This is a genomic window from Mannheimia glucosida (assembly GCF_046267875.1).
GTDB lineage: Bacteria > Pseudomonadota > Gammaproteobacteria > Enterobacterales > Pasteurellaceae > Mannheimia > Mannheimia glucosida.
Genome location: NZ_CP176502.1, coordinates 2,077,781 through 2,101,094 on the forward strand (window position 1 = coordinate 2,077,781; position 23,314 = coordinate 2,101,094).

The window sequence follows — 23,314 nt, forward strand, 5'->3', positions numbered from 1 at the left end:
CCTTAACCTAAAATATCACTTAATACGGATGATGTTTCTTTTTTCTCTGCCGGTGAATTAGTTTGATTTGCTCCATTACCCACGGGGTTACCTGAAGATTTAGTCGAGCTTGAATTTGTTTTAGTTGATTTAGCCTTTTCTCCTTGCTTCTTCGCAGTTGGCTTTTTCTTTCTGCTCTCTTTTTTCTCGGCAACTGAATTAACTTCTTTTAACTGAAATTGGATTTTCCACGCCAATTTATCACCGGCATCTACCGCACTAACTTCACCGCTAAACTGTACCTCGCGCATATTCACCGCTTCGGCTATAATCGCTGATACTCGATATTTGGCTTGCTCGCCTTTACCGTCTTCCGCTTCAGCCAAATTAAAAAGTGTAGTTAGCCATTCCTTTTGGTTGTAAGGAATTAACCCGGTTACACTAAGTTCTTTTGCCTTAATCCCTTTATCCGCTTTCTTTGTACTGGACTTCTGACCGCTCATATCTTTTTCTTCACGTTTAACGCTTACAGTCATTAGGATATTATGTAAATAAATTGGCTTGCCATTAAGTGCAAGCTGTACGCTTGGTTTTCTAATTGTCATTTAACATATCCTTAAGTGATGAAAGATTGCCTCCTACAAACATTACGCAAGCAGTAAAAACATTGCCGGCATCAGGCAAATTCAAATGCATTTTGGTTGTAGCTGATTCTAAGAATCCACGTTCTGTAAATGCATAAATTTGAGCCTGTGCAGTAAGTAATTGATTTAATTTTGCTGCATTCTGTTGCTCTCTCTGTGCTTTCATTTGCAATAATCTTTGAATAGCTTGCATTGGATTACCCGATTTTGCCGCATTAGCCATAGATTGAGCATTACGCATAATGCTTTGCATTGTACGTGCGGAACCTGGGGTAATATCGGCAGCATTGGCAAATGCTGGACTTGAAATGGTCGGTGTTTTAACCATTTTTGTATCCTGCAATGTTTTTGCCGATTTTGCATAGTCTAGAGCTTGCTTAAATGTTGGCTCTGGTAGCAAAATGCTTACTCGCTCAAGTTGAGCAATGAATACATCAATATCACTTGCTGTCACCATAATCAGTACAACATCTTGTTCTCCATTGGGTCTATTTGGGTCTGAATAATCCGTAAGTTTTTTAATAAATGCCTTCACTGCGTTTTCCGGTGATAAATACTTACCTGATTTTGCTTCTGTTCCGTGAGACCAGTTATGCACCCCAATCTTCGTGCCTTTAACAGATAAATTAAAAGGGGTTGAAACCCCTTTTAAATTATTATCTAGTGCTATTTTGGCTTGTGGGGATAGTTTTAATAATTGTTTTTTCCACATTTTTATTTAGCACCTCTTAACCTCTTAGATTGCCGTAAACTCCGGCGGATACTGCTTGCGATGTAACTCGCTCAAATAGGCGAGTTTGCAATGGTTTTTGTCAAAAAATAAGCCATTCACAAAAGCATACCAAAAACGCCAACGCTTTTTCGGCTGCTTAGCTTTTACCGCTCCACGATAGCAACGGCTCGAAAAAGTTTCATCCGCTGCTCCGCCGGTAAGAGCATTAAATAATTGGTCGATGGCGATTAAGACGTGGTAGCACCACGATTTGAATTTAGTCATTTTTTACTCCTTTTTGAATTAAATCCCAAACTTGCGTAACTTTCTCTAATACCGAAATTTGCTCACTGGCTGTCCGAATAACTGCGCCATTACTTTCTTTTTGCACAGATACAATACTATCTGTATTAACAAGCACCGTATCACAACTGCCGTATTTGGTGAGTTTAATGATTGTCATCTATCCCTCCTTGCGGCAACTGATACACCGGCTTAATCGCTTGTATTTGCTCTAAGGTTTCCGCTTGCTCTAGGCGGTCTTCGTAGCCTTGCCGTTGCCCTGCCACAATCGCTGCGACTGTTTGATACGCCATCGCTTTTTCGTAAGCTTTTTGGCGTAGTGTATCGAGCGGCACACCTCGCATTTGAGCAATTAACATAAGGGTTGGGGTTTGGGCAGTTTGGTCTGCCACCCACGCTTTTGCCTCTTTGGCTTGCTCTAACCACGTATCACGCTCAAATGAGGGCGTTTCATCGTATTTTGCCAAATCATTGATAAACGCCTGTGCCTGTTGGTTTATTTCAGCTAGTTTTGCAGATTTTTCAGCAGAAATGACCGCTTGTTGTTGGTCTTTCGGCAAGACCCATTTTTTACCGTTCCATTCGTGATAAGGGCTTGGAGCGATTCCTCTATCAATAATTTTGCCGTTAATCAGTATCGGATTTGTAAAAATCTCGGCATTTTCGACCGCTTGTTCACCTCGTTCGGCAAGGTCTTCAAGGTTTGGTTCAAAATCCGAATTGGCCATAAAATTTCCGTTTTTATCAAAAATGTAATACATATTATTTAACTCCAATTACCATATAATTTGCTTTGCCATTAATGACTGTGTGGATTGCACCGTTTCCTGAAATACCGTCATTAACAATTGTCTGACAGGTTACAACTCTACCCTTGAGTTCGCAGATATTTCGGTAATGTTTGCCTTTAACAGACTCATTCCAGTCCCAAGCTTCGCCGCTTGGGTTAGAGTTGTTGGTAGAGATGATAAAGTTACATTGAGACTCATTAAATCCTGACGGTAAAGGTAATGTGCCACCGTGATTAATGACGCCTTGTAAAACCACGATATTTTGTACATTAACCCCCAACCAATTACGCACCGCAGCCGGGCTATTACAATATCGGGTGAAGTTATCACTACCATTATTAACTCTAAAAGCAATTGCTCCCACCATACGATTTTCGTCTTGATAATTCGTACGTAGTAATCGAGCAAAAATATCTCCTGCAGTATCTCTCTTAACATAGGTGTTAGCATCTACTAATACACTGCCATCGTTATCTAGTAATACTGTGCCGCTTTTCTTAGGCATTAATACCCGATTAACTACAGCACCGTTATTGTTAGCTTGCACAATCGCTGCAAAGTGAGCTGCCGATTGTGGTGCAGACTCCCATCGTACTGACCAGTTGGCAGTGTTATAGGTGTTAAGAGCCGAATAATCGCCGTTTTTAACGGATAATGTGCCTGTCATCGTGTCACCGGATTTGCTCACACGACCGTTGACATCATCCATTAATGCAATAGTGCCACTTTTTGCCGGCAAATATTGCTCAAACCCTCGGCTGTCAGAGTTAGTCCAAAATTTCCATCTGCGGTCCGGTAGAGCCTCAAATCGTGATTGCCAATTACCACTTGTACCGCTACGCTCAACCTCAAATCCAGCAAATACGGCATTGGGGGCTTGTACACTAAGATAGCGTGTTGTACTAATGGCTCTAATGCCATCTATCGTAAATGGATTACCACGTATATCAGCAAAATCCGCACCATCAATACGCCTCCATTGCGCTGCCGAGTTATTGCCAGCAAAACTTGCCTGCACCCAAACGCCATTATTACTGCCGGCGTGAGAGTGAGGGATATAGAGCATTGCCCTAGCACCGGCAGCACTCATCGCTAAACCTACACCGTAGCTATAAATACCACTCAAACCAGTTGTACTGGCTGCCCGACCCGATGTACCAAATACCGTGTTTTGCCCAAGCAGATTGTTGAGGTTTTGATTTTGGTTATTGGTATCAACCTTATAGGCGGCATCGGCTAAGTCATAGGCAGCCTTAACTGCATAACTCGTTGCCACCGTATCCGCACTATTGCTGTTTACCGCGTTACTCTTTTTGCTGTTGGGGATGTAGTTGTTTAGGTTGCGTGTAATGGCATCAATTAAGCTCTTAAGAGCTTTAATTGCCTTTGGCGTAGCTGCCATATCTTCAGCATCTGAATCTAGGCCTGAAAAGAGTTTGGTTATGCCTTTTTTGAGCAAAGACGCTAACGGTAATTTGTGCGTATGCCCTGTTTTATCTGCTCTATTTTCCGTTGTATCATCCAGATCTTTAGGGTTAATGCCTAACAATGGCGATAATAACCGACGGTCTGTAATGTTGCCGTTTTGGTCAATATCTGCCAAGATTTGTACATAGTGTTGATTACCTGCAGTATCAATATAATCACTTTTAGCCGTTTTTAAGAATTTCACCTCGGTTTGATATGCACCGGTTACGGTGCAATGATGCACTACATCAACATATACCGAACAAGGCAATGCTAAAGTAATATTCTCGTCTGCAATAATATTGGTCCGTACACCTTCTACATAAGCTGTACCTGCAGTAATTGTAAAATTATTACCGGATTTACGCTTAAGTAAGAAACCTTCATCAAAAAAGATTGCTCGCCCGTATAAATCACGGTTAGTTAGTCTGATTTTTTCATCTAAACCATTTAAACGTAGAGTGAAGTCAATTTGCCACGTTTCAGCGGGAACCGTAATATTTGTATGCTGTGGAGCATTAGAAAATTCAAGCAAAATTGAGCGTGTAAGGCTATTACCTTGAATGCCGTTTTTATTTTTAAGTTTTTTTACGGTATCGGTATAGATAGCAATACCCAACAAGCCTTTTGACTTGTTGATTAAGCCGATAAAGTTAAAATCAAAATCGCCAATATCTGAACCGATAGTGACGGAATACACTACTGAATTTTGGTTTACGACACCTGTCTGTGATACTACTTGTCTATGTACAATATGCGATGCGCTAGGAATAACTAGATGATTCTGTAGGTTATCTGCGGTTAAATTTGGGATATTGGCAAAAATAAATTCATCAAATACAACGGTTTGACCGCTGACAATTTGCTGGGAAATATATTGCTCAAGTTGTGGGGTTGCTAATGTTGTCATTGTTCTTCCTATTATTATTTTTATTGGAATTAACAGGTTAAATAGCCAATATTACTGCGTGTGTTTGGTAATCGTGGTTAAATTCACCGTGGTAAATATGCACTTTATGATTAATCAATACTTCAAAGGTGTATCGGCGACAGGTTCGCCCATATTGCCGGATAATCAAATTGAGTAAATCCGGATTTTTTGCCAACTGGGAATCGTTTAAGCGAATTTTGATTACATCCCAATTTTCATCATCAAATCGTTCTTCTAATTCTATGTAGCCAATACCTAATCGCTCAAATATACGAATAAAACCGGCTTTACTACCAGCCTCTTTCGCATTGATAAAAGCATACTTCACCCGTTTTCTAAATAACTCCAGCGGCTCATTTGCAAATCTCGTGACATCACGTTGATAAGCAATTAAATTTAAAATTTCTTCATTGCACTTTTCTTCATCTTGGGCAACGAATGTAGCCAAAAACAGATTTAGCGTTTTTTGCCACCATTTTTCAAAGAGCGAAGCGATTTTGCTTAGCTCCCCTTTATCCATCCAGAACGGGAGTTTGATTTTTATCATTTATACCTCACTCACAGTTAATTGCTGGATTCGAGGGATATTAAGATCACTTACGATGTCATTTTGCCCCCATACAATCGACTTAATATTCGGTATTGCCTTGTGAATCTCTTCGCCTAGTCTTGACCAAGAAAATCGACTAAATGGGTAAGTTTTATGTACGTCAAAATTATTATTTTCACGCCACGCACAGCGAATCATCTGTTCAACTTGTTTTAAAATCAGTTGTTTTTGCGTATCTTGAATACCTTGATTCGGGGCAAAATACACTTTACAGGTAATGGTATGGTGTGTTTCCGGCATTGCGAAACAGACTAAATCATCACCGTGTCCGTGATTGCCAAGATTGGTAATGTAATTATTTACCGCATCAATAAACGGCTGACTGGTCACACCGGTATCCAGTAATAAATAAGCATTCGCCGACCCCGGGCCACGTGGGGCATTATGTTTAAAATAGATACGATCAACTGATAAACCTGCAACACGAGCAATCATACTTTTATAAACGCTATCAATATGATGCTGGCCAACACTATTAAACTGTACTTTGTAACGTTGTCTTAGTTCTTCATCAGTTTCCCTATCTGCACCCGGAGCGGTTAGCCAGTCGTTTTTATTCACTACGCTTGTAATGCCTTGTACTGTTTCGGGCAAAATACGATAGTATCCACCTGCTAAATTATAGCTACTACCTGCTAATTCAGCTTCAACCGGCACCAATGCGGCAAGTATGCCTTGAGGAATGAAGGTATCTGCCGTTACAACTACTCTAAAAATAGTGTCATTAATCCGCTCTGTCTGAATAACCGTACCTTTTTTAATAGTCACCGGAGTGACTGCAGATTGTTTAGTGAACTCAATAACACCTTGGGCTTTTGTCGCCTCTTTAAAATCCAACCCCACCGACCAAGCGTGAATCTGCAGCCATTTTCCTTTAGCCGTTTTTACAAAGAGATTAGGTAGAATGTCATTAATCAGATTATCGGTTAGCCACTTTACCGGCTTAATGGCAATAGCCGTTACTAATCGCCAAAATGGCGACATTCGATTGGTATTGGTAATTAAATTTTCTTGTTCGACCAATGATTCAAATTCTTGAATGATTTGCCCTTCTTCTATTGGCAACCCTGTGTCTGCTAATAAGGTTTTAAATTCTTCTGTCATAGTAAGATTTCCTGACTATCAATTCTGCCAAAATCATAAGTATCTGCGGTAAGTAGCAGTCGGCGTGGGTTTTCTTCATTAATTACAACAGTTCCAGGAATTAACCGTTCATCTTCTTCAACCAGTAAAATAATCTGTAAAATAATATCTCGGCGAAGAATGCGGCTACGTTCTGCAATCAGTAATGTTGCTAATCCACTTTCTAAGATAGCGTGCTTAACATCTTGGGCGATAGATACTCGGTTATTACACATAATGGGTTGATTGCCGCTATCTAAAGTGATGTCCTCACCTGTAATTAATAAATCAATATAAAGTTTTTCACTCATTACGCCATTAACCCTGCATTATCTTTTACTTGTTGTGCCAGTTGCTGTGCATTTACCGCTTCGTTCACTACAATAGATCCAATATGCACCGTTCTACTGTTATTTTGGTTCATTGTCATATTTTTGCTGACAGAACCTTGAGGCACAGGCACCAGTTGTGCTTTAGTGCTTTCAGGTAAGGCAAAATGCTGTTTATTAACATTCGGTTTCTCTAGTGCCGTTGGGTTTTGGTTTTGTATTTTATTGACTGCCTTTGTTTGCTCCAATTCTTTTGGTATTTGAATTGTCGCTTTTACTTTATTTAAATCATTTAGTATTTTATTGCTCTCCCCTGTCTTATTAACTTGATTCAAGTTATATTCAATTTTAGGAGTTTTAACCGCATTCTGCTCTTCGTTTTGTACTACTTTTCGAGCTGGTGTTAAATTTGAAATATTTTTTACTGTACCAAAAACACCTTGTGCAATATTTGCTGCATTACTTGATAAATTAGCCTGGGGTTGTTGAAATGGCTCATTTCTGACTGTTGGTATTAATGGGATTTCCACCCCGATCACCCCACCTAGTTTGTTGGCTTGTTTGATAATCCAGTTTAAAGTGTCAATAAACATATTTTTCAAGCCGGTAAAAATATTATTGAATACGTTTTTAACCCCATTACCTAAAGAGCTAAAAATTTGTGCAGGGTCTGTATTTTTCCAGCCGTCTGTCACACTTTGCCATAATTGAGTGATGGTATTCATTACACCAGCGAAAATTACAGTAATATTGCCCCAAATACTTTCCCAAATGCCGTAAACATTTTCACCCAATTCAACAAACCACTGTTTAACACTGCCTAACCAAGCAGTAAATTTCCCCCAAACATCTTGAATATCAGTACCTAAATTGCTAAAAAATGCACTACATACGTCCCAGTTTTCGTAAATCAAAACGCCTAAGGTAGTTAATGCAGTCAAAATTAATCCTATTGGGTTACCTAAAATACCGACTTTTAATACAGTAAAAAATAGTTTTGCTGCAGTAGTTACAACACCAAATACAGAAGCAATGCCACTTAATACATAAGCTCCCACTTTAATTCCGGCTACAATACCAATAATCATTGGTAGGTATGGTTTCAATTTTTCGTAAACAGCAGATAAATAAGGCTTAAATTTCGCAAACTGCACCTGACAAGCACGAATAACATCAACTAATGGTTGCCACGCTGTACCAAAATAAGATTTACCGCCTTTCATATAAACGACTAAATCATCAATTAATAAGATTAAAGCAAGAATCCCTGTGGCTAATTTAGTTACCGGGTTAGTAATAAAGGTTAAAATCATTTGTTTTTTAACCAAAGCTAAAGCAGCAACTAAAACTAATGCAGCCCCTTTCCAGCCAATTGTCGCTTGTAAAATACGATCTATTGCTTGCACTGTTTTAAACACAAATTTCAATACACTGCCTAAGGCTGTAGTGATATCGTCTAAACTCTCTTTAACCAAATCATTATTCACGATGTACCAATCTGTGAATAACTCCATAATATTTTGCAAATATGGTGCTAGCCGCACACTAATATATTCACCAGCCCCCTTAATAACCTGCGTAACCAGTGTTAGAGCATCTTTAAATTCAGCGGCAGCCTTTGCATTTTCGTCGAGTCCAACACCTAAACTTAATGCTCTTGCTTTTTGCCTTGCAATATCCAGCTCTTTTGAACCCATTCGTAGGGTTTGAATCATTGTTTTGTCTATGCCTAGCTTGGAAAGTAATGCGATTTCTTCGGCTTCACTCATCTTTTCCATTCTAACCATAATGTTATCTAACACATCATTGAATGGAAGTGCTTTACCTTCTTGGTCTTTAACTTTGATACCAAACTTTTCAAATACTTTCGCACCTTTACCAACACCGGTTACTGCTTCACCAATGGTTTTCGATAAGCCTTCAATAGAGGCTTGAGCAGCTGCACTACTTGAGCCGTTTACTTCAGCTACTTTGCCTAACTCGTAAATTTCATTTGCCGCGACCCCTGTCACTTTAGAAAGTTGATGAATATCATCCAGTGCAGTTAAATTAGTATCGACAAAAGCACCAATACCAATGGCAGCACCGAAAAAAGCAGCACCAATACTTGCAATAGATGTAAGGCTATCGCCTAATACATCAACATCTTTCATTACTTCTCTTAGAGGTCCTGATAGTTGGTCATTTAGACTGATGATGTACTCTAAACCCGGAATCGCCATAAATATTAAATACCTAATAAAAAGGCATTACACCTTAAAAACACTGTGCAATGCCTGTTGATACTGAATTGGCTAAATTTTCAAAATACTGCTTATTTAGCCAAATTGCCCTAGCAAGATTGTACTCACTGTTATCTGCGTGTGGTAGATAGTGCATTCGTAGTGCAATGGCTTGTGATAAACCATTGCCTTCTATTGCATTCACACGCTGTGCTAGTTTTTTACAGTGATTTCAACTTTTGGCACTAGCACCTTATTTACTGCACCAGCAACCTGCGGAGCTAATCCAGGCACATTAATGATTTTGATTAATTCGTCTCGCTGCTCTCGCTGAATAATTGCCAACAAGTAATCTTTAATCGGGGTAGTTTTATTGTTCCCTTCAATTTCGTTTACCATTGCATCATAAGCAGCATCGTCACGGTTAAAAGTGAAATCTACACCTGAAATTGAAATGGTTACGCTATCTTTCACGTTTGCCATTAATTTTTCTAACAAGGTTTGGGCTGTATTTTTAACTGGTTCTGTCATTTTTAGTTCCTTTTTGGTTTTTATTTTTGGTTATTAAAATCCGTAATGCATTGCGTTATAGCTTGATAGGCAATTACGCATACATCTAATTTATCAAGAGCTTCATTAAGGCTTTGTGCCATTAGACCGTTAGTGTTCACTTGCGGGCTGATTGCCCGACATTCCGTGGTTTGCGGGCAAATTAATTTTTGCTTCGCCACGTCTGGAACGCTCTTTGAACACCCGAATAACATCATCAGGCACAGGCTCATTACGCCATTTTTGATTTTTTTCATTTGCCAGTACCTCTTGCAATACTTGTTTACGCTGGTTAGCTTGTGCAGTTACCGAGTTTAATTCTGTGGTTAATTTGCTCATTTGCTGTTGGTATTTCTGTAGCATTTTTTGATTTTCCTCAAATGTTGCCCGCAGTTGTTGATATGCCAACTCACTTTTCTCTGCCCTTGCTTTGTAATACTTAGCGGAGGTAGTAAAAAAGGTTAATGCCACACAAAAAATCACAAGAATAATATTTTTAATTTGCATACTGTTTCACACAAAATTCAGTTTCTTTGGCTCGGCGAATCACTAAACCTTTTAACACTTTGCCACCTGACTTGTTAAAATCATTAATATGGCTACACATCGCTTTAAAATTAAGTGATTGGGCGTGCTTGTAGAGTGATGTAGGCACTCTTTTTCCTAACTGCTTGTTGTAATAGGTTTTTACACCATAACACCCCACATTAAAAACAAGTGATGTCATTGCATCAAACTGTCCTTGGGTCATTTTTCTACCGTTAAAATGCGTATTTACGCATTGTTCGGCAACTTTGATATTTTCAATAAAATCATCAGCAATTTCCTCAAGGCTTAAATAGCGACCTTGTGTAACATTGCGAGTATTGCCGATACCATCGGTCCATACATCACTAGGGCAACGATACGGCGTTCTTGCACAGCCTTCTGCATTTGCAATTAACAATAAAGCCTCTTTACTCGTTCTGATTTCATTTGCTTTGGGTGATTCAAATACTGATGCCAAAACAGCCAAAATGGAGCAGCCGATAAATAAAGCCTTACCTGATATTTTCATCTGTTATCCCCAATTTTTTTGCCTCAATACGGGCAACCAATAATTTGTAATTTAATTCTTGTTTATGTAATGCAATGTCTTCTTTGTATTTTTTGTAAGTAATTAAGACTGTAATTGCACCAAATAAAATACCGAATAATGATGCCCATTCGGATAAACTCCAACCTGACACAAAAGCCAGCAATGAGCCTAAAAACGGTACTGAACCTTCTAATTTTCCGTTCATTCCAAGACCTCAAGTAAGATTAGGGGCAAATTTGCTCTTTCGTTTATTATTATTATTGTTATCTGTAGTGTTCAAATTGCCCCTAAATTCTGTTAGCCGATTAAATCGCGGGTATCTTCGTCAGAAAGATACGGCACACCATTAATTCGGACGAAATCTGGGCTTGTCACGAAAAATTTCACTTTTTTAGTGGTTTTAGAACCGCCTTTCGGGTCAATATTTAATAAATCAGACAACACTAATTTATTGCCGAAGGTTTCCACCTTATCCCGTACACCGCCTCGCATTGCAAAAAAAGTGAAATCGGTTTCCGGTAAATTGCGGTAACTCCCTGCTGCAGCGGCGGCAGTTGAGATTTTTGCAAAATTTTTAGCATCTAACTCAATTTCACCTTCTGCCGATACATCACCGCTTACCCAGCCGTCCGGAATACCTCGGGTTTGTGCAACGGCTGAATTATCGGTAATACTCAAGGTAATATTTTCAGCGTGAATCGGTAAGCCCATAAAAGCAAAGTCAAAAGACATTCCTGAAATGCGTTCCATTGATTAATCCCCCAATGTTTCTAAGTCTAAGAAAATATTCACGGTAATTTCCTTCGGGCAGTCATACGGACGAACCTTAATATAAATCGTAACTTTAGTTTTACTGTGCCAGGTAATAGTGACCGCATCATCTTTCGGCGGGAAGCATTCACCCGGAAATTCTTTACCGTTTACCGTGGTAGATTTGCTCATATCACGCAACGGTTTAGCAAAATATTGCTGATGGTATTCGGTGCTATAAGCGGTTGAATTAAACGAACGGTCGCCGATTTTGGCAATCGCCAATAAACGCACGGCACGTGCAGCTTTATCTACAACCCGTAAATTTTCAATCGCCTGAAAATCGCCCCCTTCAACATCTAAGGTTCTGCCGTCAGACCAGTAATAGCCGTCATAGTCCGGATACCACATCGGCACAGAATAACGCGCTTTTTCTAATGCTTTGAGGTGCGATAAGTTTAACTCTGAACCGTCTTTATCTTTCGGTTTTTCTGCTGACCCCATTTCTAATAATGGACCGGTTAGCACTCGGCAAGGGCTGTCAGCAATGGAGGCCGCACGGTTGGCTAAACGCCCTGAAATCACACCAACTTCATTACCAAACAAGGTCGGCACTAGCATTACGTGTTCACACGCTAAGGTTTCTTGCAAACGTACTAATTTAGCCACATAGTCATCCCAAGATTCACCCGATTCTTCGTCTGTGTTAATCGGTTCAATGGCTTGAATAAAGAATGTGCGGCGACCTAATTTCGCCACCAACTCAGCATACAACGATTGCAAAGCATTAATTTTTTGTTTATCTACGCCTAACGTGTAGGTATTTACCGCATATTCAAACGATGACACTGCATTAGCTTCCGATACCGCTTTTGCAAAATCGTAGCCGTCTTCAGCAGCAACATACACATAAGCAAACCAGTTTTGACCGGCATTTAGCATTGCTGCCTTAATTTGCGATTTCAGCACTGTTTTTTCTTCGCCAAGCAATTTATCTAAATCGCTATCAGGGCTAAGTGACATTAACTTGCCAACATTGTGCGTGCCTACGCCCACAAATAATGCGTGGCGTTCAATTTCTTTGTTTTCACCGCTTAATAAATTAAGGGCATTGATTTGTACACCTGGGAACATTTGTTTGTCCTCTTATTATTTTGAATTTTATTTTTTCTCTTTATATAACCGTTCAATTGCTTTGGTCATTCTTTCTGCATTACGTTTTTCATCGGTATCTAAGAATGTTCGCTTAGGTAGTGGCTTAGCATTACGTGCCTTGAAGCGTTCTTTATAAGTTTTTGCATCATAATTAGGATCTAATAGCCTAATTAAAACACCCGCTTGACCTATAGTGAGTGTTTGCATAATTTCTTTATCACTCACTTTGTGGCGATTTTTCCCACTCTGAATTCTTTGCTTCCATTTTTCCTGAATTATTTTTAATTCAGATTTTGACCGTATTTTTTTAGGTTGCTTATTTGGTTTATCCGCTACGTTATAACCTAGTTGATTAAGTCGTCTTGCTTGTCGTTCTGTTGCCGGACTATTTAAAGATTTCCTTTCTACCCCTGATTGTTTTTCATTATTTGCTTGAGGCAAGGTATCTACCAACCCTAATTGGTGAATAGAAGATATTTCACCTGTACGCTGAATGCGGTAAAACATTTTTGCCATATTAATTCCAATGTCTTGGGTCACTAAATATCTTGCCCGGTTCTTCAGCATTTTCGCTTGTTTTTTGGCATCACGCTTGCTTAAACCTGTTGTATCAATAGGCTTTTGCCTAGCTTTCCAAGGCACACCATCAGGCGATTGTTGTTTATTGATGTTGGATTGTGCATTGCGTTTAATGGCCTGTGCAGTGTATTTTTTGATTTTTGCTTTATCACCTGCCGAAAGCATTAATATTGCTAAATCGTGCCGAAATTGCTTTAGGCTTGCAGGATTTGCACGTAACTCAATCATTTACAACTTTAACCTCAACATCTTCAGCATAATAAATTTCAATATCTTGTAATTGATAATGAACACCATCAATCATTAATGGTCCTTCGTTATTTTCCATAGCTGTAAGAGGTTCTTCAAAGCTAATCGTAAAACTTAAATCTGCCGTTTTATCATCCAAAATATCTAAGTCAAAATCACTTTCATAATGGTCTAGCTGGTCTCTTAATAAATCGTTCTCATTAAGCCATACCTGAATATATGCCATTATTAGCGGAGCTTGGATTTCTCTATAAGGGAATGAATCAAACCACAGTACCGCATCATATTTAATATGAGCAACTTCAATGCCATTCACTGTGACATTCTTTCCTTGATTAACTAATTTTCCGTTTTCAATCCAAGAATAAAAATTACCGTGATAACGCTTCGGCAGCTTTGTCAGTAAAAAATCGGTTAATTGTTGATAAAGAAACTTCCGCTTTAAATCAGACATACACTGCCTCTTTTTTTGTCTTTTAGAACCCTAATTGCGTGAGTGGCTTCAGCTAAAAGGCTTTTTTGTTCTTCTGCATACTGTCGGTTTTGATGGACTTCTCGCCCCGACAATGTATTAAATTCGGGCAAAAGCTCGTGTTTGGCTCTTGCAAATACTGCTTTTTTGTAAAGCGTTTGGGCGTAATTTTCGCCCCCCACGGTTACTACTGATATTTGTTCAGCATTTTCAATACCGTTATCTAGGTGTTTTTTCTCAACTTCAACAAGGTCTAAATTCACTTGCTGCATAGCTGATATAAGCGATGCTTTAACCATCTCAAGCGGAATCTGTAATGGAATCGCACGTTGTTTCTGAAACTCTTGCACATTCACATCGGGCCAAAATCCGTTATTTGTGATGGAAATATCATCGTATTCTGTCGTTCTGCCGTTAAACATTATTTAGCCTCCTGAAGTTGGCTAGATTTAAGTTTTTCAATAAGTAACGGAAAATCAATTTCCACTTTTTCCAAACTTAAACTAGCCACCGGAGGGAATTTTTCAGGCTGATATTCGCCTGCTTGCTGCAGTGCGTTTAACCGCATAATGCAACGTTCAACCATATTTTTAACACCCACTTTGTGATGTAGCTGGAATGCTCTTACACATAATTGAATAGCCATAATCAATTTTAATGGGTCATTCACACTTGCTGCGTGTATTCGTCCTACCTCATTTCGCAATAGGAGTGCGGCAGCTAATTTCAACCATTGAGCGACTTTGATTTCGTGCAGCGTCCACTTAGTCGCCACGTTTTGCAAAGTCTGCGTAAAATATGGCTCAACGGATTGACCGGCTGTGGCTGTTTTGTCTGTCCATTTGTAAATTTGGTCTGCTGTGAATGCGGGAAGCGTAGAACGAAAATCATCGGGCAACGACTGATTTTGAGCGATTGCCTTTTCAGCAAGGGATAATGCCCGGTCAAAATCACCAATATCAAACAGATACACGATGCAATAGCCCAGTATGTCATTTTGATATACCTCACCTTTTTTAAAATAATCGTCCACAAACGGGAGCCAATGCGGAAGAAATACATTACGTTTTTCTTCCGCACGAAGTGCTAATGTCGGTAATGCATGAATTCGGTTTACATCATTAACCAAGGCAATTTGCAACACAGAATAATCGCTTCCGTGCTTGGCAATCACAGCTTGTTTAGTAGCCGCATTCTCATTGCTTTGTTCAATTTCCTGTAATGCTCGCATTTGAGCTTGAAATTCACGCATTCCCATAATTATTTATAACTTCCGTCTGCTTCTAACAGTTTTACATTTTTAAACTCAATCGCTGCGAATTTGCTTGGGTCTTCAACCACATAGCCTTCCATTCGCCAGTATGAATCTTTAACCGCTTTCAACTCATCATCGTCTTTCATACCACGACGCACGCTGTTTTCTTGCGTATAGATTGATAGGTTTTTAAGACTGGTTACTACCGCTAAACGTGGTGGCATATTTGGCACTAACATTGCCTTCATACCGCCGAAGGTTTTCATTAAATCCTGCGTATTTAATGCTGCTTTTTCGGTAGCAATTAAGCCATTACCTTTATAAACAAGGCTTGCCTCTTTGCCGACTAAATCTGAACCGACCAAGAAAACTAAATCACCGGCATCACGATGTACTTCTGCTAAACCTTGCTTTAAGTCATACGCTAACTCATCCAGGTTTTTATAATCGCCTTCGTCACCAAAAATGCGGATTTCACCTTCATTTTTGCCTTTAGTTAAAATTTGGGTCGGTTTATTCTCACGCACAAACTGTAACCAACCTTTATTTACATCAGCTAAATTACTGTCTGTCGTATCATCTGCTACAGATTCGCCGTAGAAGCCGATTTTAATCATATCTAAGGCGATTTGGCGTTGAACGTATTCCGCATAGAGTGATGCGAATTGGTCTGATAAATGCCCCCATTGACTGATTTTAGTCCAAGGGATTAACACGCCTGAATCGGTTTCGGCTAATTTGTACTTATAGCCGTTGGCACTGACTTTTTTGCGGAAACGGCCTTCTGCTTTACGGCCTGTAATACCGCCTTCAGCCGGGCCATAAATGAGATCACCTTCAACATCTTTTACTGTGATAACATTGATTTGCTCTAAGAAATCAGAACGGCTTTGGATGTTACCAAGTAATACAACCGCTTTTGAGGTTTCAATATTGTATTGCTTACCGGCTAACGCTAAATTTGGGTCTGCACCGTAAAAATTAGCTGCGTTAGTTACTAAAGCATAAAAGAGTTTTGCTGCTACACTATTCATTCTTACACCGCCGTATTAAATTCTTTGGTTTCAGGTACACCACCCGGAACAGGTGTTTTAACTTCAGCTAATGCATCGAATTTTTTATTTAATTCGCTTACTGCTGTCGATAATTGGTTAAATTGTTCTGTTGTAATACCTTGTGTTTGAGCTGGTTCTTCCGGCTTTGGTGCTGGCTCTGATGCCGGTGTAGCTAGGGTTTGAGTGAAATATTTTTCCACCTTTTCGCCTAAGCCATTCACCGCATTAAGAAGCTGTGAAAATTGCTTTTCGTCCATTGATGTTTCCTCGTTGTTATTGTTATTTTGGGGAATCGTTTCTGCTTTGGCTTCACCTTCTTTTTCGCTATGTTGCGTAAAAAAGGCTTTTACCAGATTAAAAAAAGACTTTTCTTCATCTTGCGGATTACTTAACGCAAGATTGATTTGGGTATATTCGCTTGCCACCGTATTTTGGGGAGCATCTTTAATATTAAATTGCAGTTGAGTTGTGCCAACTGATGCCGGTGAATCAGTCACACCTAAGCCGGTAAGGTAACTTTTGCCGCTACCACGGAAATTCGGTGTAATTTCAATACTGGTAAATAGATATTGCCCATCTTTATTCCAGCTAATAAGATGATCATTCGGTGCAAGCACGGCAAAGAGCTTTAATTCGCCTGATACTTCCTCTACTTTTACTTCTAGCACTTGCCCAAAGTTAAACCAACGTCTATGTTCAGGCCACATATTCGCAGTATATAAATCCGTGCTATAGGTTTCTGCCATATCCAGCAATTCTTGCTTAGTGATTTCACGGCCATCTACTGTTGTTCCGGATGTTGCGATACAAATAAAATCTGTACGTAACTTACTTTTACTTACTGTTGTCATAACTGCCTTTATTAAAGTGAAATCGGTCAATGCCCACATTCTTACTTAAATTTCTAGGCTTTTCACTTGGTTGATTTCTGTTCTATTCGGATATAAAGCAAATTTGAGGTATATCCGACCATATCCGAAAAACAGCACAATAAATTGTGTTTGTTTCTTGCCAAAATACGGCTGTATATCCAATAAAAATAATAATAAAGAGATATGGCAGAGAAAAAATTAAGAGTACGTAAATCTTTACGCTACGATGATGAAACGATCTATGCTGCAAAGTTTTTGTATTTAAAAAAACATACTCCTAAAGAAATTGCAGCAGAGTTAGGCTTAAACTCACCCCGCCCTATTTATTACTGGGCTGAAAAATACAACTGGCGAAACCTGATTAGTGAAAGCGGTATTGAAGAATTAATCGCTTTGCGTATCGTTGCTTTAACGGAACGTGAGGGCAAAAGCGAAAACGAAATTAAAGAGCTGAATGCCTTAATTGATAAGGATTTGGAGTATAAAAAACTTCGGGCTACCCAACAGGCTAAGCAGGCTAAACAGCAAGCGGTCAATTTGGGTGAAAGTTTTGCAAATTTTGCTGATAGCGGCGATGGGGCAAAATCAAAGTCTGAAAAGGGCGAGAAAAAGAAAAAGGTTAAGAACGATATTTCGCATATTACGCCTGAAATGTTTCAGCCGTTTGTGGATTCACTTTTTGACTATCAGAAACACGCAAGGGCTAATAAACATCAGGATGTTAGAAATATTCTAAAATCCCGACAAATCGGGATGACTTATTACTTTTCGTTTGAAGGGTTTGAAGATGCCGTTTTAACCGGTGATAACCAAATTTTCTTATCTGCCTCCAAGCGACAATCTGAAATTTTTAAGAACTACATTGTAAAAATGGCTCGCCAGTATTTCGATTTAGAGCTAAAAGGCAATCCGATTATTTTAAGCAATGGGGCTGAATTGCATTTTTTAGCCACAAATGCGAATACCGCACAAGGTAATAGCGGCCACGTTTACGGTGATGAATATGCTTGGATTCGTGATTTTAACCGTTTCCACGATGTATCTTCAGCAATGGCTACGCACGAAAGATGGCGTGAAACGTATTTTTCTACTCCATCCTCAAAATTTCACCCATCTTATGCGTTTTGGTCGGGTGATAAATGGAAAAGTGATGACCCTAAACGCAAGAATGTGATTTTCCCAACCTTTGAGGAATATCGCGACGGCGGGCGAGTTTGTCCGGACGGTGTATGGCGTTATGTAGTCACGATTGAAGATGCTGAAAAAGGCGGTTGCGATTTATTTAATATTGAAAAGCTCAAGCAAAAATACAATCGGCACGTTTTTAACCAGTTATTTATGTGCGTATGGATTGATGATGCTAATAGTATTTTCAAAATCGGTGAATTGCTCAAATGTGGCGTAGATATTGAAACGTGGAAAGACTTTGAACCTAGTGCAGAACACCCATTCGGAATGCGTGAAGTTTGGGCGGGTTATGACCCAGCACATAGCCAAGATGCCGCCTGTTTTGTGATTATTGCTCCTCCTGTATTGCCGAAAGAAAAATTCAGGCTTTTAGAGCGGCACCAATGGCACGGCTTATCGTATAAATGGCAGGCACAACAAATAAAAGGGTTGTTTGAAAAATACAATATCACTTATTTAGGGATAGATGCAACCGGGGTTGGTTACGGCGTTTACGAAGAAGTAAAGGAATTTGCCCGGCGTGAGGCTGTGCCACTTAATTATAATCCGGAGGTTAAGACAGGTATGGTGCTAAAAATGCACGACTTGGTGACATCTGAAAATATCGCTTGGTCGAATAAAGAAATTGATATTGCCGCCTCATTTTTGATGGTGAAGCAAACCACAACAAGATCGGGCGAGAAAACGACTTTTATTGCAGAACGTACAGCACAGAATCAGCACGCTGATGTATTTTGGGCTATGTGTAATGCAATTAACAAAAAATCTTTAACCACGAAAAAACGGCGTAGTAGCTGGGGTATTTAATTATGACAAAATCAAAAAAAGCACAACAAACAAAACAGAATGGAATGAAATTATTTTCCATAAATGACCGAAACTGGGAAATGTCCGCAGCCCCAGCACTAGATTATGTTGGGTTAGGTTTCGACAATCATTACAACTGCCATTTACCTCCAATTAATCGCCACGCATTAGCGAAATTGCCATATCAAAATGCACAACACGGCGGCATTTTAAATAGCCGGTCAAATATGGTGAGTAGTGGCTATTTAGGTAGCCCGACACTTTCACGAATGGAAATGCGGGCAGCCTGTTTAAATTTAATTCAGTTTGGTGATGTGGCATTGTTAAAATTACGCAATGGCTTTGGGCAAGTGGTAAAACTACACCCGTTATCATCGCTTTATATGAGAGTAAAAAAAGATGGTGGCTATTCCTATTTAATGAAAAAATCGCTCTATGATACGGCATCGGAAATCTACGAATATAGTGAAAAAGATATTATCTTCATCAAACTGTATGACCCTATTCAACAAGTTTACGGCTCACCTGATTATGTCGGCGGTATTCAATCCGCCTTGCTTAACTCCGATGCCACTACATTTCGCCGCCGTTATTTTAGCAATGGGGCCCATATGGGATTTATTCTTTACACTACTGACCCTGATTTATCGGAGGATATGGAAGATGAAATCCGCAAAAAAATAGAAAAGTCAAAAGGTGTCGGGAATTTTAAATCTATGTTTATTAACATTCCCGATGGCAGCCCCGATGGAGTTAAGCTGATTCCGATTGGCGATACCGGCACAAAAGATGAATTTGCGAATATCAAAAATATTTCTGCACAAGATGTTTTAACTGCTCACCGATTCCCTCCCGGATTAGGCGGCATTATCCCAAGCAATAGCGGTGGATTAGGCGACCCTTTGAAATATCGTGAGGCTTATCAACTTGATGAAGTATTCCCACTACAAGAGATTATCGAAGAAGCAATTAATAGCGATTTTGAAATTAAAAAATCAATGCAAGTCAAGTTTAAAAAGCCACAAATCACAGAATAATTCAAAAGAAAAGCAATTCATTTTTTGCTATAATTATCAATTATTTAAGTGTTATAAAGGTTACTTGTTATGGCTAAAATTTTAGATATTTATTGCGAATGTGGCTCAAAGGCATTTATTACAAAAACTGAAAATATTCACAGCAATTTTAAGAAATTGTATTGCACCTGCAGAAATCCTGATTGTGGGCATAAATTTGTAATGAATTTAGAATTTAGCCATACAACCAGCACCAGCAAATTAACAAAAGAAGGATTGTTTAAATATTTGGTGAGTAAATTATCCGAAGCAGATAAAAACGAATTATTTAAGCTGATCACACCAAGTCCAAAACAAAAAGAGAATTTTGCATAAGGTATAATAAAAATCCGAGAAACTAAAAATTTCTCGGATTTTTTGTATTTATTACTTGCAATATAGGGTATCCTACATTATAATAACCTCACTTTCAAGAGATAGCTTGAAAGTGAGCGTAAGGCTTAAACCTTACGAAATGAAGAAGGATAGCAAAATGTTTAAATACATTATCCTAGTTGTCTTCTTATTAGTCCTTAGCTCCCCAGCTTACTAATCTGAAGCAACTCGCCGGGGGTGAAAGCTCCCGGCTCTTCAAACAAATTTATAATAGGGTTTAATTATGGCAATGTCAAGAAATGAAATTCAGGCTAAAAGCGAAGCCAAAAGAGGAATAAAGCAGAAATCCTTTAAACTTCCCCTTGAGGTGATCGCAGAAATCGAAGAACTTAGCCAAAAACTCAACATTCCACAAAATCAGCTAATTATTCAGGCTGTTCAACAATTTAGGCAAAATCAGTAAAATATAAGGCGTATTCACTACGCCTTATATTTTAATTAAATAACTACTCTTATTTAAGATAAATTTTATTTATTTGTTTTGGTCATCTTGCTTAAAATCGATGATAAGTTGCTTTGCTTAGCTCTAACCAATTCGGCTATGTCAGCCCAAACCCCGAAAGGGATTTTACGGTCACCAGCCACCCATTCTCGTACACGTCGAGCATCAGACAATCCCAAATCTCTAGCAAGATTAGACTGCCACTGGGTTCCGTAGAGTGATTCGCCGATAAATGCTAATTCTTTTTTGGTGTAATTTTTAACATCTTCATTTAGCTTACAGTATTGGTGATAGCCAATCCAAAAAGCCCCTTGGCAATCAAAAGACATTCCGTCTTTTGGGTCTTTGAGATCGGCAGGGATTTTATCCATTAATCTCGCCACTTCGTTTTTTAAGTCTCCCTCATTTAGAGGTAAATCCCTACGTTGTGAGATGAGTCCAAGGCCTTTTATCGGGTATCTCAAAATCATAGTTTGTACGTTTGTTGGTACATCGTCACCATATATAGCTGCGACAATTTGTCCGATAGTACGCATAATTTGTGGTGTTACTTGTGTAGTCATAATAATCTCCGGTTATCTGTTTGTTTTAGCCGTAAGCCTTTGCTCTTACGGCTTATTTGTTATATCAATCTACCATCCATATTTTACGGATAACCAAAATTGCTTTGGTTCGCTATTATCATTTAGACCTTTAAATTTTTCGATCCACTTTCCAGCGTTTGTCATTGCAAAAAAATTATCTACCATTGCTTGAGCTTGCTTAATTTGCTCTTGCGTTGCTGTTACTGGGATAGAGGTATCACCAATCTTCGCAATAAAAAGATTGATGATTTCGTCTGCCCAAGCGATTTGTTTTTCAGAGCCTTTTAATGTTGGTTTTGTGATTACAAGCTTAGTTGTTTCTTGTTTGTTCTCTTGCTCTGTTTCTTTGCTTTCTACCGGCGCTGTATTTTCAGCGTTGTCTTTAGCATTAAAAGCGTTTTCAAAAGCTTTTACGGCAGAGTCGAACTCTCTTGTTGTTAATCCTTTGCCAAGTTTGCTCACTAACTCACCTGTGGCTAAGTCAATGTACAACTGGTAATTCCGATCACCTCTGCTTTCATTATTTTTTGCCGAAAGATTGATGTAAATGCGGCGACCTTGCCATTCATTGGCGTAGCCTTGGATATTGTGAGATTTTAATAAGTCGTTGATTTGTGCGATTGTAATTTGAGTTGTCATTTTAGCCCCCTTTGGCTGATGGTTATTAGCTGGCTCCCTAGCCTTGCTTTATGCGCCTAATTATAGGCGCATTATAATTTTATTGCAAGAGTTTTTTTAAATTTTTTTGCAAATTTTTAATTTAAAATAGCGATTGAGAAAGTAGAGAAAAAACAGTTAAGTTTTTCAATGTAAATAAAAATAGCACGGTTAAACGTGCTATTTTTTAGAATAAGGCTAATAATTCATTTTTTTTAATTTCCTCATTAATCAAATTTTTAACTCTTTTATAAATATCTAATATTAAATTGATTGGAATATTTGAACGCTCATTATAATTTTTTGAAAAATTGTCCCATTTTCTATCCGCCTTTCTTTTCTCACCTTTTAAATTTAAATCGATATTGCTTTTAAATTTCGTTGCTTTTTGAATGTCGTATCCATAATTATTATAGTAGGTTAAATTATCATACGGGATAATAAATCCTAAAATATCATTAATATAGTGCCATATTTTGCTCCTTGCTGGATTTTCAATAATGTATATTTTGGGCTGATACCTTTTTATGATTTCTATTGTGTTATAAATGCATAATTCACCATTAATTCTATTAAAAAATGAACGCTCATATTTAAACTGAACGTGTGGCAAGTCATAGTCCACCTTATTTCTGATAGTAAATTTAGATAGTGCCTTTTCCTCCTGCTTCCAGCAAGCATTCCCCCCCTACATAACACTCGCAACCGACCAGCTTTCACAAGGAGGGGAAGCAATAATTAGATCAGGTTGTGGCAATTTATCAAGCTCCTCAAAAAGCTGATTATCTCCAAATAATCGCCCATAATCGGCTAAATTTAAGTTAATAAAATGGCTGTTCTTATTCTCTTTGTCTATCCCAATGGGGTATATTTCAACCCCATTAATTTGTTTAGCCGCTTGAGTGTAACAACCGTTTCCGCTGTCAAATAATGCCCAAACTACCATTTCCCCCCCTAAAACGGAATATCACCATCTGCTCGGTTGTTTTTCATTGCATTAAGCCATTTACTACCATCTCTTAATCTTACCGGTTTACCCGCTAATGCTTCGTCTAAATTAA

Annotated in this window: 30 protein-coding genes and 1 pseudogene; 4 read left to right on the forward strand and 27 right to left on the reverse strand. The window is 38.8% G+C overall.

The annotated features are described in order from the left end of the window. Positions 1-2: 2 nt before the first annotated feature. The 24 genes from ACJ7Z2_RS09985 to ACJ7Z2_RS10100 form a co-directional block, all read right to left on the reverse strand. Positions 3-584, reverse strand: coding sequence for a hypothetical protein (locus tag ACJ7Z2_RS09985; RefSeq protein ID WP_409500187.1), 582 nt, complete (start codon positions 582-584; stop codon positions 3-5). Beyond that, on the reverse strand, positions 574-1,335 hold the full coding sequence (locus ACJ7Z2_RS09990; RefSeq protein WP_409500188.1) for a hypothetical protein: 762 nt from the start codon (positions 1,333-1,335) through the stop codon (positions 574-576). The genes ACJ7Z2_RS09985 and ACJ7Z2_RS09990 overlap by 11 nt, the downstream gene beginning before the upstream one ends. Before the next feature lie 24 nt (positions 1,336-1,359). Next, positions 1,360-1,620 carry a hypothetical protein gene (locus tag ACJ7Z2_RS09995; protein ID WP_409500189.1) on the reverse strand — a complete coding sequence of 87 codons (261 nt, stop codon included), beginning with the start codon at positions 1,618-1,620 and terminating at the stop codon, positions 1,360-1,362. After that, on the reverse strand, positions 1,613-1,798 hold the full coding sequence (locus tag ACJ7Z2_RS10000; RefSeq protein ID WP_409500190.1) for a hypothetical protein: 186 nt from the start codon (positions 1,796-1,798) through the stop codon (positions 1,613-1,615). The genes ACJ7Z2_RS09995 and ACJ7Z2_RS10000 overlap by 8 nt, the downstream gene beginning before the upstream one ends. Beyond that, entirely contained in the window at positions 1,785-2,366 is a 582-nt protein-coding gene (locus ACJ7Z2_RS10005; RefSeq protein ID WP_409500191.1) for a hypothetical protein, read from the reverse strand. The genes ACJ7Z2_RS10000 and ACJ7Z2_RS10005 overlap by 14 nt, the downstream gene beginning before the upstream one ends. Before the next feature lie 34 nt (positions 2,367-2,400). Beyond that, complete coding sequence (locus ACJ7Z2_RS10010) at positions 2,401-4,806, reverse strand: phage tail protein (protein ID WP_409500192.1); 2,406 nt, start codon at positions 4,804-4,806, stop codon at positions 2,401-2,403. A 37-nt stretch (positions 4,807-4,843) separates the two neighbouring features. Then, positions 4,844-5,371 (reverse strand): phage tail protein, encoded by a 528-nt coding sequence (locus tag ACJ7Z2_RS10015; protein WP_409501139.1) that lies wholly within the window; start codon positions 5,369-5,371, stop codon positions 4,844-4,846. Positions 5,372-5,374: 3 nt separating this feature from the next. Further along, positions 5,375-6,541, reverse strand: a complete 1,167-nt coding sequence (locus tag ACJ7Z2_RS10020) for a baseplate J/gp47 family protein (RefSeq protein ID WP_409500193.1) — start codon at positions 6,539-6,541, stop codon at positions 5,375-5,377. After that, entirely contained in the window at positions 6,538-6,870 is a 333-nt protein-coding gene (locus ACJ7Z2_RS10025) for a DUF2590 family protein (protein ID WP_409500194.1), read from the reverse strand. The genes ACJ7Z2_RS10020 and ACJ7Z2_RS10025 overlap by 4 nt, the downstream gene beginning before the upstream one ends. After that, on the reverse strand, positions 6,870-9,110 hold the full coding sequence (locus ACJ7Z2_RS10030) for a hypothetical protein (RefSeq protein ID WP_409500195.1): 2,241 nt from the start codon (positions 9,108-9,110) through the stop codon (positions 6,870-6,872). The genes ACJ7Z2_RS10025 and ACJ7Z2_RS10030 overlap by 1 nt, the downstream gene beginning before the upstream one ends. Before the next feature lie 34 nt (positions 9,111-9,144). Further along, a complete protein-coding gene (locus ACJ7Z2_RS10035; RefSeq protein WP_188157735.1) occupies positions 9,145-9,315 on the reverse strand; it encodes a DUF6890 family protein in 171 nt (56 codons plus the stop codon). Positions 9,316-9,323: 8 nt separating this feature from the next. Further along, on the reverse strand, positions 9,324-9,641 hold the full coding sequence (locus ACJ7Z2_RS10040) for a putative phage tail assembly chaperone (RefSeq protein WP_409500196.1): 318 nt from the start codon (positions 9,639-9,641) through the stop codon (positions 9,324-9,326). A 20-nt stretch (positions 9,642-9,661) separates the two neighbouring features. Further along, complete coding sequence (gene lysC / locus ACJ7Z2_RS10045; protein ID WP_409501140.1) at positions 9,662-9,874, reverse strand: Rz1-like lysis system protein LysC; 213 nt, start codon at positions 9,872-9,874, stop codon at positions 9,662-9,664. Beyond that, positions 9,771-10,166, reverse strand: a complete 396-nt coding sequence (locus ACJ7Z2_RS10050) for a hypothetical protein (RefSeq protein WP_409501151.1) — start codon at positions 10,164-10,166, stop codon at positions 9,771-9,773. The genes lysC and ACJ7Z2_RS10050 overlap by 104 nt, the downstream gene beginning before the upstream one ends. Next, positions 10,156-10,716 carry a lysozyme gene (locus ACJ7Z2_RS10055; protein ID WP_409500197.1) on the reverse strand — a complete coding sequence of 187 codons (561 nt, stop codon included), beginning with the start codon at positions 10,714-10,716 and terminating at the stop codon, positions 10,156-10,158. The genes ACJ7Z2_RS10050 and ACJ7Z2_RS10055 overlap by 11 nt, the downstream gene beginning before the upstream one ends. After that, positions 10,700-10,942, reverse strand: a complete 243-nt coding sequence (locus ACJ7Z2_RS10060; protein WP_409500198.1) for an HP1 family phage holin — start codon at positions 10,940-10,942, stop codon at positions 10,700-10,702. Before ACJ7Z2_RS10060 ends, ACJ7Z2_RS10055 begins: the two co-directional genes overlap by 17 nt. 92 nt (positions 10,943-11,034) lie before the next feature. Then, complete coding sequence (locus ACJ7Z2_RS10065) at positions 11,035-11,487, reverse strand: phage protein (RefSeq protein ID WP_188155943.1); 453 nt, start codon at positions 11,485-11,487, stop codon at positions 11,035-11,037. A 3-nt stretch (positions 11,488-11,490) separates the two neighbouring features. Continuing rightward, entirely contained in the window at positions 11,491-12,621 is a 1,131-nt protein-coding gene (locus tag ACJ7Z2_RS10070) for a DUF2586 domain-containing protein (protein WP_409500199.1), read from the reverse strand. 27 nt (positions 12,622-12,648) lie between these two features. Then, a complete protein-coding gene (locus tag ACJ7Z2_RS10075; RefSeq protein ID WP_409500200.1) occupies positions 12,649-13,449 on the reverse strand; it encodes a phage virion morphogenesis protein in 801 nt (266 codons plus the stop codon). Next, a complete protein-coding gene (locus tag ACJ7Z2_RS10080) occupies positions 13,442-13,924 on the reverse strand; it encodes a phage tail protein (RefSeq protein WP_409500201.1) in 483 nt (160 codons plus the stop codon). The genes ACJ7Z2_RS10075 and ACJ7Z2_RS10080 overlap by 8 nt, the downstream gene beginning before the upstream one ends. Then, positions 13,912-14,364 (reverse strand): head completion/stabilization protein, encoded by a 453-nt coding sequence (locus tag ACJ7Z2_RS10085; protein ID WP_409500202.1) that lies wholly within the window; start codon positions 14,362-14,364, stop codon positions 13,912-13,914. Before ACJ7Z2_RS10085 ends, ACJ7Z2_RS10080 begins: the two co-directional genes overlap by 13 nt. Continuing rightward, a complete protein-coding gene (gpM, locus tag ACJ7Z2_RS10090; RefSeq protein WP_409500203.1) occupies positions 14,364-15,194 on the reverse strand; it encodes a phage terminase small subunit in 831 nt (276 codons plus the stop codon). The genes ACJ7Z2_RS10085 and gpM overlap by 1 nt, the downstream gene beginning before the upstream one ends. A gap of 8 nt (positions 15,195-15,202) precedes the next feature. Further along, positions 15,203-16,231 carry a phage major capsid protein, P2 family gene (locus ACJ7Z2_RS10095; protein WP_409500204.1) on the reverse strand — a complete coding sequence of 343 codons (1,029 nt, stop codon included), beginning with the start codon at positions 16,229-16,231 and terminating at the stop codon, positions 15,203-15,205. A gap of 2 nt (positions 16,232-16,233) precedes the next feature. After that, on the reverse strand, positions 16,234-17,103 hold the full coding sequence (locus ACJ7Z2_RS10100; protein WP_409500205.1) for a GPO family capsid scaffolding protein: 870 nt from the start codon (positions 17,101-17,103) through the stop codon (positions 16,234-16,236). Between the two features lie 204 nt (positions 17,104-17,307). Between ACJ7Z2_RS10100 and ACJ7Z2_RS10105 the strand changes: the two genes are divergently transcribed. From ACJ7Z2_RS10105 to ACJ7Z2_RS10120, 4 genes are all read left to right on the forward strand, one after another. Beyond that, a complete protein-coding gene (locus ACJ7Z2_RS10105; RefSeq protein WP_409500206.1) occupies positions 17,308-19,119 on the forward strand; it encodes a terminase large subunit domain-containing protein in 1,812 nt (603 codons plus the stop codon). 44 nt (positions 19,120-19,163) lie between these two features. Next, positions 19,164-20,156 (forward strand): phage portal protein, encoded by a 993-nt coding sequence (locus ACJ7Z2_RS10110; RefSeq protein WP_409501141.1) that lies wholly within the window; start codon positions 19,164-19,166, stop codon positions 20,154-20,156. Positions 20,157-20,225: 69 nt separating this feature from the next. Then, positions 20,226-20,510, forward strand: coding sequence for an ogr/Delta-like zinc finger family protein (locus tag ACJ7Z2_RS10115; RefSeq protein ID WP_409500207.1), 285 nt, complete (start codon positions 20,226-20,228; stop codon positions 20,508-20,510). Between the two features lie 283 nt (positions 20,511-20,793). Beyond that, entirely contained in the window at positions 20,794-20,973 is a 180-nt protein-coding gene (locus ACJ7Z2_RS10120; RefSeq protein ID WP_409500208.1) for a ribbon-helix-helix protein, CopG family, read from the forward strand. 65 nt (positions 20,974-21,038) lie between these two features. On the opposite strand, the gene ACJ7Z2_RS10125 is transcribed toward ACJ7Z2_RS10120, so the two are convergent. The 3 genes and pseudogenes from ACJ7Z2_RS10125 to ACJ7Z2_RS10135 all read right to left on the reverse strand — a co-directional run bounded on the left by ACJ7Z2_RS10125 (position 21,039) and on the right by ACJ7Z2_RS10135 (position 23,199). Next, on the reverse strand, positions 21,039-21,575 hold the full coding sequence (locus ACJ7Z2_RS10125; RefSeq protein WP_409500209.1) for a hypothetical protein: 537 nt from the start codon (positions 21,573-21,575) through the stop codon (positions 21,039-21,041). 69 nt (positions 21,576-21,644) lie between these two features. Next, the gene (locus ACJ7Z2_RS10130) at positions 21,645-22,235 is read right to left on the reverse strand and encodes a hypothetical protein (RefSeq protein ID WP_409500210.1); all 591 of its coding nucleotides are present in this window, start codon (positions 22,233-22,235) and stop codon (positions 21,645-21,647) included. Between the two features lie 205 nt (positions 22,236-22,440). Beyond that, positions 22,441-23,199: pseudogene (locus ACJ7Z2_RS10135) on the reverse strand (DNA methyltransferase). Positions 23,200-23,314 lie beyond the last annotated feature (115 nt).